This is a genomic window from Pseudenterobacter timonensis, assembly GCF_900021175.1.
GTDB lineage: Bacteria > Pseudomonadota > Gammaproteobacteria > Enterobacterales > Enterobacteriaceae > Enterobacter > Enterobacter timonensis.
The window spans coordinates 1-11,024 of sequence record NZ_FCOP01000007.1 but is presented as its reverse complement, the minus strand read 5'-3'; the positions used below and the strand labels follow the sequence as shown (position 1 = coordinate 11,024).

Sequence of the window (11,024 nt, the reverse complement as noted above, 5' to 3'; positions counted from 1 at the left end):
GCACACATTTGTTATTTAAACGAAAAGACTAGTCTATGAGCACTGATAAAAAGCAATCATTACCCGCTATAACGCTTGCGGCAATCGGGGTTGTCTACGGTGATATTGGTACCAGCCCACTCTATACGCTAAGAGAATGTCTCTCCGGACAGTTTGGATTTGGCGTTGAACGTGATGCCGTTTTTGGCTTCCTCTCTCTTATCTTCTGGCTGTTGATCCTGGTCGTTTCCGTAAAATATTTATCTTTTGTGATGCGTGCCGATAACGCGGGCGAAGGCGGGATCTTAACGCTGATGTCCCTTGCCGGGCGCAACACCTCGGCCAGGATGACCTCTGTACTGGTGATTATCGGACTTATTGGCGGCAGCTTCTTCTATGGCGAAGTGGTGATTACGCCGGCGATTTCGGTGATGTCGGCGATTGAGGGGCTGGAGATTATCGCCCCGCAGCTTGATACCTGGGTCGTCCCGCTGGCCATTATTGTCCTGACGCTGCTGTTTATTATCCAGAAACATGGCACCGGGCTGGTGGGCAAACTCTTTGCGCCGATTATGCTGGCATGGTTCCTGATTCTGGCCGTGCTCGGTTTACGCAGCATTATTGCCAACCCTGACGTACTGCACGCGCTGAACCCGATGTGGGCGGTCCATTTCTTCCTTGAATATAAAGTGGTGTCATTCGTGGCGCTGGGCGCGGTGGTGCTTTCTATTACCGGTGTTGAAGCGCTCTATGCGGACATGGGGCACTTTGGCAAGCTGCCCATCCGCGTGGCATGGTTCCTGGTGGTACTGCCTTCGCTGGTGCTCAACTACTTTGGCCAGGGGGCGCTGCTGTTAGCCCACCCGGAAGCGATTAAAAACCCCTTCTTCCTGCTGGCCCCGGACTGGGCGCTGGTGCCGATGCTGATCCTGGCGACGCTGGCGACGGTTATCGCGTCGCAGGCGGTGATTTCCGGCGTCTTCTCCCTGACCCGCCAGGCGGTGCGTCTGGGTTATCTCTCCCCGATGCGCATTATTCATACTTCGGAGATGGAGTCCGGCCAGATCTATATCCCGTTCATTAACTGGCTGCTCTATTTCGCCGTGGTTATTGTCATCATCAGCTTCGAACATTCCAGCAACCTGGCGGCGGCTTACGGTATCGCGGTTACAGGCACCATGGTGCTGACCTCGATTCTCTCCACCACCGTGGCCTACCGTAACTGGCACTGGAATAAGTTTCTCGTTGGGCTGATTCTGGTGGCTTTCCTCTGCATCGACGTGCCGCTCTTCTCTGCGAACCTCGATAAGATTGTCTCCGGCGGCTGGCTGCCACTGACGCTCGGTCTGATTATGTTCCTGATTATGACCACCTGGAAAAGCGAGCGCTTCCGCCTGCTGCGTCGTATCCATGAACACGGCAATTCCCTGGAGGCGATGATCGCCTCCCTGGAAAAATCGCCGCCGGTTCGCGTACCGGGTACCGCGGTCTATATGTCCCGCGCGCTGAACGTCATCCCCTTTGCGCTGATGCATAACCTCAAGCACAACAAGGTGCTGCACGAACGGGTGATCCTCCTCACCCTGCGCACCGAAGATGCGCCTTACGTCCATAACGTGCGACGCGTGCAGATTGAGCAGCTTTCCCCGACTTTCTGGCGCGTTGTGGCGAGCTACGGCTGGCGCGAAACCCCGAACGTGGAGGAGGTGTTCCACCGCTGCGGTCTGGAAGGCCTGAGCTGTCGCATGATGGAAACATCGTTCTTTATGTCCCACGAATCGCTGATTATCGGCAAACGCCCGTGGTATCTGCGCCTGCGCGGTAAGCTCTATCTGATCCTGCAACGCAACGCCCTGCGCGCGCCGGACCAGTTTGAAATCCCGCCTAACCGCGTCATCGAACTGGGTACCCAGGTCGAGATTTAAGCCTCCGTGCGGCCTGATGCCCTCACCCCGACCCTCTCCACGAGGAGAGGGCGCAACCATAAAAACGGTAACCTGACGGTTACCGTTTTGCATTTACCTCCTCTGTATTTCACTTAGCGAAACGTTTCGACGACGATCACAAATCTATAACGTCGTGATGGTTTTCTGTGCATGGCTGGTCGTACACTCAGGTCAGCGAAACGTTTCGCCAGTGGAGCATGAAAATGAAGAAAGGCACGATTCTCAACTCTGAAATCTCGTCGGTTATCTCCCGTCTTGGGCATACCGATACGCTGGTGGTTTGCGATGCAGGCTTACCGGTTCCGCGCAACACGACCCGTATCGATATGGCGTTAACGCAGGGCGTACCCTCGTTTATGCAGGTGCTGGAAGTGGTGGCGGCGGAGATGCAGGTTGAGGCAGCCATTCTCGCCGCGGAGATTAAACAACATAATCCGCAGCTCCACGAAACGTTGCTGAAGTTTATAGAGCTGCTGCAGCAACGCCAGGGAAATACTATCGTGGTGCATTACACGACACACGAGCAATTCAAACAACAAACCGCAGACAGTCAGGCGGTGATTCGCAGCGGGGAGTGTTCCCCGTTTGCGAATATCATTCTCTGTGCTGGCGTCACCTTCTGAGGCCATCATGGACGCATTACTGCAACTCAAAGGGATAGATAAATCGTTCCCGGGCGTCAAGGCCCTCTCCGGCGCGGCGCTGAACGTTTATCCTGGCCGTGTTATGGCGCTGGTGGGCGAAAACGGCGCCGGCAAATCCACCATGATGAAAGTGCTGACCGGTATCTACACGCGTGATGCCGGCTCGCTGCTATGGCTGGGAAAAGAGACCACCTTTAACGGCCCCAAATCTTCCCAGGAAGCCGGGATTGGCATTATCCACCAGGAGCTAAACCTGATCCCACAGCTGACCATCGCGGAGAATATCTTCCTCGGCCGCGAGTTTGTGAATCGCTTTGGCAAAATCGACTGGAAAACCATGTATGCCGAGGCGGACAAGCTGCTGGCGAAGCTAAACCTGCGTTTTAAGAGCGACCGTATGGTCGGCGATCTCTCTATCGGCGATCAGCAGATGGTGGAGATTGCCAAGGTGCTGAGCTTCGAGTCGAAGGTCATCATTATGGATGAGCCGACCGATGCCCTCACTGATACCGAAACCGAATCCCTGTTCCGCGTTATCCGCGAGCTGAAATCGCAGGGGCGCGGCATTGTCTACATTTCTCACCGCATGAAAGAGATCTTCGAAATTTGCGACGACGTGACGGTTTTCCGCGACGGGCAATTCATCGCCGAGCGTGAAGTCTCCTCGCTCACTGAAGATACGCTTATCGAAATGATGGTGGGCCGTAAGCTGGAAGATCAGTATCCGCATCTGGAGAAAGCGCCGGGCGAGATCCGCCTGAAGGTGGATAACCTCTGCGGACCGGGCGTGGATAATGTCTCCTTTACCCTGCGTAAAGGGGAGATCCTCGGCGTGGCCGGGCTGATGGGGGCCGGGCGCACCGAGCTGATGAAAGTACTTTACGGCGCGCTGCCGCGCTCCAGCGGCTACGTTACGCTCGACGGACGCGAAGTGATCGCCCGCACGCCGCAGGATGGCCTGGCGAACGGTATCGTCTATATCTCAGAGGATCGTAAGCGCGATGGCCTGGTGCTCGGGATGTCGGTGAAAGAGAACATGTCGCTCACCGCGCTGCGCTATTTCAGCCGCAGCGGCGGCAGCCTGAAGCATAAAGATGAGCAGCAGGCGGTCAGCGATTTTATCCGTCTCTTTAACGTCAAAACCCCCTCTATGGAGCAGGCGATCGGGCTGCTCTCCGGCGGCAATCAGCAAAAAGTGGCCATCGCCCGCGGCCTGATGACCCGCCCGAAAGTATTGATCCTGGATGAGCCGACCCGCGGCGTGGACGTGGGGGCTAAAAAAGAGATCTACCAGCTGATCAACCAGTTCAAGGCGGAAGGTTTAAGCATCATTCTGGTCTCTTCCGAGATGCCGGAAGTATTAGGCATGAGCGATCGTATTATCGTCATGCATGAAGGGCACCTCGGCGGTGAATTTACTCGCGAGCAGGCCACCCAGGAAGTTCTGATGGCTGCCGCTGTGGGCAAGCTTAATCGCGTGAATCAGGAGTAAGACAATGACTACCCAGGCCGTTTCTGGACGCCGTTATTTCACTAAGGCATGGCTGATGGAGCAGAAATCGCTGATTGCCCTGCTGGTGCTGATCGCGATTGTCTCTACCATGAGCCCGAACTTTTTTACCCTTAATAACCTGTTCAATATTCTCCAGCAGACCTCCGTTAACGCCATTATGGCCGTGGGGATGACGCTGGTTATTTTAACCTCGGGCATCGACCTCTCAGTCGGTTCCCTGCTGGCGCTCACCGGTGCGGTTGCCGCTTCAATTGTAGGAATTGAAGTCAATGCGCTGGTGGCTATCGCCGCCGCGCTGGCGTTAGGCGCCGCGATTGGCGCCGTGACCGGGGTGATAGTGGCCAAAGGCCGGGTGCAGGCCTTTATCGCCACGCTGGTGATGATGCTGCTGCTGCGCGGGGTAACCATGGTTTACACCAACGGCAGTCCGGTGAATACTGGCTTTACCGACAACGCCGACCTCTTTGGCTGGTTTGGTATTGGGCGCCCGCTGGGAATCCCGACGCCGGTGTGGATCATGGCTATCGTCTTTATTGCCGCCTGGTACATGCTGCACCATACCCGTCTTGGACGTTATATCTATGCGCTGGGCGGTAACGAAGCGGCAACGCGCCTCTCCGGCATTAGCGTTAATAAAGTCAAAATCATCGTCTACTCCCTGAGCGGGCTGCTGGCCTCTCTGGCGGGTATCATCGAAGTGGCGCGTCTCTCTTCCGCCCAGCCGACGGCGGGAACAGGTTATGAGCTGGATGCCATTGCGGCGGTTGTGCTGGGTGGTACCAGCCTGGCGGGTGGTAAAGGTCGCATTGTTGGGACCTTGATCGGCGCGCTGATTCTCGGTTTCCTGAATAATGGTTTGAATTTGCTAGGTGTTTCTTCCTATTACCAGATGATCGTTAAAGCGGTAGTGATTTTGCTGGCGGTACTGGTAGACAACAAAAAACAGTAACTGACGACACTACAGGACATCTTAGATATGAACATGAAAAAACTGGCTACCCTGGTTTCGGCCGTGGCGCTGAGCGCAACCGTAAGTGCTAACGCTATGGCGAAAGATACCATCGCGCTGGTGATCTCCACGCTCAACAACCCTTTCTTCGTCTCCCTGAAGGATGGCGCGCAGAAAGAGGCGGACAAGCTGGGCTACAACCTGGTGGTGCTGGATTCCCAGAACAACCCGGCGAAAGAGCTGGCTAACGTTCAGGACTTAACCGTTCGCGGCACCAAAATCCTGCTGATCAACCCGACCGACTCCGATGCGGTGGGTAACGCCGTGAAGATGGCAAACCAGGCGAATATCCCGGTTATTACTCTGGACCGTCAGGCCACCAAGGGTGACGTAGTCAGCCATATCGCCTCCGATAACGTGCTGGGCGGCAAAATCGCGGGCGACTACATAGCGAAGAAAGCGGGCGAAGGCGCGAAAGTCATCGAACTGCAGGGGATTGCCGGTACCTCTGCGGCGCGCGAGCGTGGCGAAGGTTTCCAGCAGGCCGTGGCGGCGCACAAATTTAACGTTCTGGCGAGCCAGCCGGCAGACTTCGACCGTACCAAAGGTCTGAACGTCATGCAGAACCTGCTGACCGCGCATCCTGACGTGCAGGCCGTGTTCGCGCAGAACGATGAAATGGCGCTGGGCGCGCTGCGTGCTTTGCAGACCGCAGGAAAATCTGATGTGATGGTTGTCGGATTTGACGGCACGCCGGATGGTGAAAAAGCAGTAAATGATGGCAAACTGGCAGCGACCATCGCCCAGCTGCCAGAGCAGATCGGCGCTACTGGCGTACAGACTGCTGATAAGGTGCTGAAGGGTGAAAAGGTTCAGGCCAAATATCCGGTAGACCTGAAGCTGGTCATTAAGCAGTAACCGGCGATTCAGGCAGTCGCTGGCTGCCTGAGGGACATCCTATAAAAGAAAAGTGTGGCATACGCCACCGGGTAACACCGGTGGCGCTCTCAGGTGGACACCCCATAAATGAAAACCTCAGCAAAGCTTATTGTCCTTGGCAGTATTAATGCCGATCACATTCTTAACCTTGACGCCTTCCCCACCCCGGGCGAAACCGTCACCGGTCATCACTATCAGGTCGCGTTTGGCGGCAAAGGGGCAAACCAGGCGGTAGCTGCCGGTCGCAGCGGCGCAAGTATTGCCTTTATCGCCTGCACCGGTGATGACGATACCGGCGAGCGTGTGCGCCAGCAGCTGGTTCGCGACAATATTGATATCGCCCCGGTCAGCGTGGTTGAAGGCGAATCCACCGGCGTGGCGCTGATTTTCGTCAACGGCGAAGGTGAGAATGTCATCGGCATTCATGCGGGAGCCAATGCGGCCTTATCCCTCGACCGGGTAGAGGCGCAGCGCGCGCTGATCGCACAGGCGGATGCGCTGCTGATGCAGCTTGAATCGCCGGTAGAGAGCGTGCTGGCGGCGGCGAAAATCGCGCATGAAAATCACACCACCGTCGTACTGAATCCAGCTCCTGCCCGTGTACTATCAGACGAGCTGCTGGCGCTGGTGGATATCATCACCCCCAACGAAACCGAAGCGGAAAAGCTTACCGGTATTCGCGTTGAAAATGATGATGACGCTGCGCGTGCGGCGTCGGCGCTACACGCTAAAGGCATTAAGACGGTAATCATTACGCTCGGCAGCCGTGGCGTATGGGCAAGCGTTGACGGTAACGGCCGACGTGTGGCGGGCTTTAAGGTTAACGCCGTCGATACCATTGCGGCGGGGGATACGTTTAACGGTGCGCTGGTTACCGCACTGCTGGAAGGCAATGGCCTGAATGAGGCTATCCGTTTCGCTCACGCGGCAGCCGCCATCGCGGTGACCCGTAAAGGCGCGCAGCCTTCCGTTCCATGGCGTAAAGAGATTGATGCATTCTTAAATCAGCAGGGGTAGCGCTTGGCCACCATGAAAGATGTCGCCCGCATGGCGGGCGTTTCTACCTCGACCGTTTCCCACGTCATTAATAACGATCGCTTTGTTAGCGAAGCGATACGGGAGAAGGTCGAAGCCGCCATCAAAACGCTTAACTACGCCCCCTCGGCGCTGGCGCGTAGCCTCAAGCTCAACCAGACGCGTACCATCGGTATGCTGATTACCGCCAGTACTAATCCTTTCTACTCCGAACTGGTTCGCGGCGTCGAGCGTAGCTGCTTTGAGCGCGGCTATAGCCTGGTGCTGTGTAATACCGAAGGCGACGAGCAGCGCATGAACCGCAGCCTGGAGACGCTGATGCAAAAACGCGTCGATGGATTACTGCTGCTTTGTACCGAAACGCATCAGCCCTCCAGGGAGATTATGCAGCGTTATCCTTCAGTGCCGACGGTAATGATGGACTGGGCGCCCTTTGATGGCACCAGCGATCTGATTCAGGATAACTCGCTGTTGGGCGGTGATATTGCTACCCAGTATCTGATCGATAAAGGCTATACCCGAATTGCCTGTATTACCGGTCCGCTGGATAAAACGCCAGCGCGGTTGCGGCTTGAAGGATACCTGGCGGCGATGGCGCGGGCGGGGCTTGCCGCTCCTGAGGAGTACCGGATTACCGGCGACTTTGAGTTTAATGGCGGCTTCGAGGCGATGAAGATGCTGCTGACGCAGGCGCAGCGCCCACAGGCGGTTTTTATCGGCAACGACGCAATGGCGTTTGGCGCTTATCAGGCACTCTATCAGGCTGGTTTGCGTATCCCGCAGGATATGGCCATTATCGGCTACGATGATATCGAGCTGGCGCAATACATGACGCCGCCGCTCACCACTATCCATCAGCCCAAAGATGAACTAGGCGAACTGGCCATCGACGTGCTGATTCATCGTATGGCGCAGCCCGCGTTGCAGCAGCAGCGTCTCCAGCTTACTCCTGTTCTGATGGAACGCGACTCGGTTTTGCCAAATGGCGTTCTTTAATCAGGTTGCGGCCATCCCTCGCTCTCAACAGCATAAAGACCAGCGAAGAGATTGCCGTGATAATGCCCATCGTAATAAAAGTGTAGTGGAATTGCTCCACGGTATTGGTGCCTTCAAACCCTTCATAAACGCGTAGCATTGCCGCGCTCACCGCCACCCCGAGGCTGATAGAGAGCTGTTGGGTCACTGCCAGGACGCTGTTGCCGCTGCTGGCATTCTCATCAGAGAGATCCGCAAGCGTAATGGTATTCATCGACGTGAACTGAATCGACATCGCCATCCCCAGAACAAAGAGCGGCAGGATAAGCATCCATACGGGCAGAGCGGGGGATTGCAGCGAGAATTGCGCAATCATAGCGCCAATAAAGACTGTGATACCGACCAGCGTTTTACGGTAGCCCAGCCTGCGGAGGATCTGCGTCACCACGGATTTTGCCAGGATGGAGCCAATCGCGGTGGGGGCCATCATGATACCGGCAATCAGCGCCGGGAAGCCGAATCCTACCTGCAGCATCAGCGGCATTAAAAAGGGAACGCAGCCGGTACCGAGGCGCGAGGCGATGTTTCCCACAATCCCTACCGAGAAGGTGCGGGTGTTGAACAGCGAGAGCGATATCAGCGGCGTGGGATGGCGGCGCGCATGGCGGATATAAAGAAAGAGAAGCAGAATGCCGCTGAAGATAATCGACAGCGCGATCCAGGTGGCGACGATTTTCTCCCCGAAGAGCTCCATCCCGCTGGAAAAGAGCACAAGGCTAAGCCCAAACAGGAAAAAACCGGCCATATCAAAGCTGCGCCGGGGAGTGGTGAAGTTCGGCATATATTTGCGGGCATAAAACAGCCCGGCCACGCCAATGGGAATATTAATGAGGAAAATCCAGTGCCAGCTCGCCCAGGTAACCAGCACGCCGCCCAGCACCGGGCCGAGAATCGGGCCAACCAGGCCGGGCATGGTGACAAAGTTCAGAACCGGTAGCAGCTCGCTACGCGGATAGGCGCGCAGCAGGGCAAGGCGGGCCACGGGCATCATCATCGCGCCGCCGATCCCCTGAAGCACACGGAATATCACCAGTTCGGTTAGCGAGGTGGAAAGGGCGCAGGCCAGCGAGCCGAGGGTAAAAAGCGTCACGGCGAGCATAAAGATGCGGCGCGTACCAAAGCGATCGGCCAGCCAGCCGCTAACCGGGATAAGCATCGCGACGGTCAGCGTATAGCTGATAATGGCGGACTGCATCGCCAGGGGGGAACGGTTAAGGCTTTGCGCGATAGCTGGCAGGGCGGTGTTGAGAATGGTGGCATCCAGCGCCTGCATAAAGAAAGCCATCGCCGCGATCCATGGCAAGCCAGCCATACTGCGCGCTTTTTTTTCTGTCATGGTATTTCCTGTTATGGGTTCGGTGTGGCCAGTAAAGCCTGACAGGCGCGGGTGGCCCGGGATGCGTCGCTATCCTGTATCGCATCAACAATCGCCTGGTGCAGATCCAGCTTAACCACTTCATCCTGCGTAATAGAGGCAAAATAGGTGTGATAAACCGAATGGAACAGCGAGGCGAAAGAGGTCAGAAAAGGATTACGGCTCATCTGATAAATATGTTCGTGCCAGGCCGTATCCACGGCTATCCAGCGTTCGCGGTTGAACGCTTTCTTTAAGGCGATCATCTCTTCCATTAGCGTATTGAGCTGCGCTTTTTCCTCGGCGCTGCCAAGCGTCGCCGCCAGCGCGCAGGCCTGTGGCTCCAGGCTGCTGCGCATTACCAGAAAATGTTCGATAACCTGGCGGAAGTTCTCCTCCGTCATCCACCAGGAGAGCAGCTCCTGATCGAGAAAATTCCAGTTACCCTGCGGCATAACGCGCGTACCGATGCGGGGACGCGGCAGAACCATACCTTTCGCGGTTAAGGTTTTGACCGCTTCGCGCACGGCGGTGCGGCTTACGCCAAACTGTTCACCCAGCTCCATCTCCCCCGGAAGGATGGTGCCCGGCGCATAGTGACCCGCCAGGATTTGTTGTGCCAGCTTCTCTGCCAGTACATAAGAGAGATTTTTTTGTGCCGCCAGCTGTTGTGCACTTAAAGGCATTGCGTCTATTCCTGTATATGTCCTGCGGGTAAGTATGCCATCTGGTGCGCATTTATGGCGGGAAAGAGACCAAATAGAACAATTTGTAGCTTGTGAAGGGTGCTTTTGGTGAAAAAAAAGGCGGTCGGAAAGTTTTTTTAAATTTCCTCTTGTCACATCCGAATAACCCCCTATAATGCGCCACCACTGACACGGAACAACGGCAAGCAAGCCGCCGGGTCAACAGGGTTCTCCCGGCGAAAGCCGCTGAGAAATCCCGGAGAAAAGCGAAAATAAAAGCTTGACTCTGAAGCGGGAAAGCGTAATATGTACACCCCGCGCCGCAGCGAAAAACGAAGCGGCACTGCTCTTTAACAATTTATCAGACAATCTGTGTGGGCACTCAGGTGACATGGATTCTTAACGTCCCCGGACGAAAAATGAATACCAAGTCTCATTGAGTGAACACGTAATTCATTACGAAGTTTAATTCTTTGAGCATCAAACTTTTAAATTGAAGAGTTTGATCATGGCTCAGATTGAACGCTGGCGGCAGGCCTAACACATGCAAGTCGAACGGTAGCACAGAGAGCTTGCTCTCGGGTGACGAGTGGCGGACGGGTGAGTAATGTCTGGGAAACTGCCTGATGGAGGGGGATAACTACTGGAAACGGTAGCTAATACCGCATAACGTCGCAAGACCAAAGAGGGGGACCTTCGGGCCTCTTGCCATCAGATGTGCCCAGATGGGATTAGCTAGTAGGTGGGGTAACGGCTCACCTAGGCGACGATCCCTAGCTGGTCTGAGAGGATGACCAGCCACACTGGAACTGAGACACGGTCCAGACTCCTACGGGAGGCAGCAGTGGGGAATATTGCACAATGGGCGCAAGCCTGATGCAGCCATGCCGCGTGTATGAAGAAGGCCTTCGGGTTGTAAAGTACTTTCAGCGGGGAGGAAGGCG

At 55.8% G+C, this 11,024-nt stretch carries 9 protein-coding genes and 1 rRNA gene; 8 read left to right on the top strand and 2 right to left on the bottom strand.

Going from position 1 to position 11,024, the window contains the following annotated elements; translation table 11 throughout:
- Nucleotides 1-35: 35 nt before the first annotated feature.
- The 7 genes from kup (at nucleotide 36) to rbsR (ending at nucleotide 8,001) form a co-directional block, all read left to right on the top strand.
- Nucleotides 36-1,904 carry a low affinity potassium transporter Kup gene (gene kup, locus BN3796_RS01065; RefSeq protein WP_061706606.1) on the top strand — a complete coding sequence of 623 codons (1,869 nt, stop codon included), beginning with the start codon at nucleotides 36-38 and terminating at the stop codon, nucleotides 1,902-1,904.
- A 224-nt stretch (nucleotides 1,905-2,128) separates the two neighbouring features.
- Nucleotides 2,129-2,548 carry a D-ribose pyranase gene (gene rbsD / locus BN3796_RS01060; RefSeq protein WP_061706605.1) on the top strand — a complete coding sequence of 140 codons (420 nt, stop codon included), beginning with the start codon at nucleotides 2,129-2,131 and terminating at the stop codon, nucleotides 2,546-2,548.
- A gap of 7 nt (nucleotides 2,549-2,555) precedes the next feature.
- Nucleotides 2,556-4,061: a ribose ABC transporter ATP-binding protein RbsA gene (gene rbsA, locus BN3796_RS01055; protein WP_061706604.1), complete on the top strand. Its 1,506-nt coding sequence runs from the start codon at nucleotides 2,556-2,558 to the stop codon at nucleotides 4,059-4,061.
- A gap of 4 nt (nucleotides 4,062-4,065) precedes the next feature.
- Nucleotides 4,066-5,031 carry a ribose ABC transporter permease gene (rbsC, locus tag BN3796_RS01050; RefSeq protein WP_061706603.1) on the top strand — a complete coding sequence of 322 codons (966 nt, stop codon included), beginning with the start codon at nucleotides 4,066-4,068 and terminating at the stop codon, nucleotides 5,029-5,031.
- A gap of 27 nt (nucleotides 5,032-5,058) precedes the next feature.
- Nucleotides 5,059-5,949, top strand: a complete 891-nt coding sequence (gene rbsB, locus BN3796_RS01045) for a ribose ABC transporter substrate-binding protein RbsB (RefSeq protein ID WP_061706602.1) — start codon at nucleotides 5,059-5,061, stop codon at nucleotides 5,947-5,949.
- Nucleotides 5,950-6,057: 108 nt separating this feature from the next.
- Complete coding sequence (rbsK, locus tag BN3796_RS01040) at nucleotides 6,058-6,987, top strand: ribokinase (protein ID WP_061706601.1); 930 nt, start codon at nucleotides 6,058-6,060, stop codon at nucleotides 6,985-6,987.
- Nucleotides 6,988-6,990: 3 nt separating this feature from the next.
- Entirely contained in the window at nucleotides 6,991-8,001 is a 1,011-nt protein-coding gene (rbsR, locus tag BN3796_RS01035; protein ID WP_073885030.1) for a ribose operon transcriptional repressor RbsR, read from the top strand.
- Here rbsR and mdtD read toward each other — a convergent pair.
- A complete protein-coding gene (mdtD, locus tag BN3796_RS01030) occupies nucleotides 7,949-9,376 on the bottom strand; it encodes a multidrug transporter subunit MdtD (protein WP_061706600.1) in 1,428 nt (475 codons plus the stop codon). The two genes, rbsR and mdtD, sit on opposite strands and share 53 nt — an antisense overlap.
- Nucleotides 9,377-9,387: 11 nt before the next feature.
- Nucleotides 9,388-10,080, bottom strand: coding sequence for a FadR/GntR family transcriptional regulator (locus BN3796_RS01025; RefSeq protein ID WP_061706599.1), 693 nt, complete (start codon nucleotides 10,078-10,080; stop codon nucleotides 9,388-9,390).
- Between the two features lie 490 nt (nucleotides 10,081-10,570).
- Between BN3796_RS01025 and BN3796_RS01020 the strand changes: the two genes are divergently transcribed.
- Nucleotides 10,571-11,024 (top strand): 16S ribosomal RNA (locus tag BN3796_RS01020); the annotation flags it as partial.